The sequence below is a fragment of the Oleiphilus sp. HI0066 genome (assembly GCF_001635725.1).
This window is the reverse complement of record NZ_LWFH01000067.1, coordinates 1-937: the sequence shown is the minus strand read 5'-3', so window position 1 is coordinate 937 and position 937 is coordinate 1. Positions and strand designations below refer to the sequence as shown.

The 937-nt window shown below is 46.9% G+C and carries 1 protein-coding gene and 1 tRNA gene; both read left to right on the top strand.

Translation table 11 applies throughout. The features are described from left to right. Positions 1 to 54: 54 nt before the first annotated feature. Positions 55 to 129: transfer RNA gene (locus A3738_RS01160), tRNA-Gln, on the top strand. A 71-nt stretch (positions 130 to 200) separates the two neighbouring features. Next, positions 201 to 937 (top strand): ribose-phosphate pyrophosphokinase (locus tag A3738_RS01155; protein ID WP_068763288.1); only part of this gene is annotated, 737 nt, incomplete at its 3' end.

Below are 937 nucleotides of genomic sequence, written 5' to 3'. Positions count from 1 at the left end.
AGGTAAAAGTTCAAAATTGAACTATATTGCAGACATTATTTAGGTACAGATTACTGGGGTATCGCCAAGCGGTAAGGCAACGGGTTTTGATNCCGTCATGCGGAGGTTCGAATCCTCCTACCCCAGCCATTATTCAATACCCATATATAAGCCAAACATTGATCGCCACAAGCAGCTCTGAAACGAGGTAAGCTACCCACATGTCTAAAATGATGGTATTCACCGGCAACGCAAACCGTGATTTAGCACAGAAAGTTGTCGACAATTTACGCCTACCTCTCGGTAACGCTAAAGTCACTAAATTCAGCGACGGCGAAGTAGCTGTTGAGATTAACGAAAACGTTCGCGGTAAAGACGTTTTTATCATCCAACCAACCTGCAACCCAACCAACGACAACCTTATGGAACTCGTGGTCATGACCGACGCATTACGTCGCGCATCTGCAGGCCGTATTACAGCGGTTGTTCCCTACTTCGGCTATGCACGACAAGATCGTCGTGTGCGTTCAATGCGTGTACCGATTACAGCAAAAGTTGTGGCTGACATGATCACTGGCGCAGGCATCGACCGCGTATTGACTGTTGATCTGCACGCTGATCAGATTCAAGGCTTCTTTGATATTCCAGTAGACAACATTTACGCAACACCTATTCTGGTCGACGATATCATGACGCGCTTTAAAGAAGACTTTATCGTTGTCAGCCCAGACGTTGGCGGTGTTGTTCGCGCACGCGCAATGGCTAAGCGCGTTGGCGATGTAGATTTAGCAATTATTGACAAACGTCGCCCTCAAGCGAACGTTTCTCAAGTAATGCACATTATTGGCGATGTAAAAGGCAAAACATGCTTACTCATCGACGACATCGTTGATACGGCAGGCACGCTATGCAAAGCCGCAGAAGCATTGAAAGAGAATGGCGCAAAAGCAGTTTACGC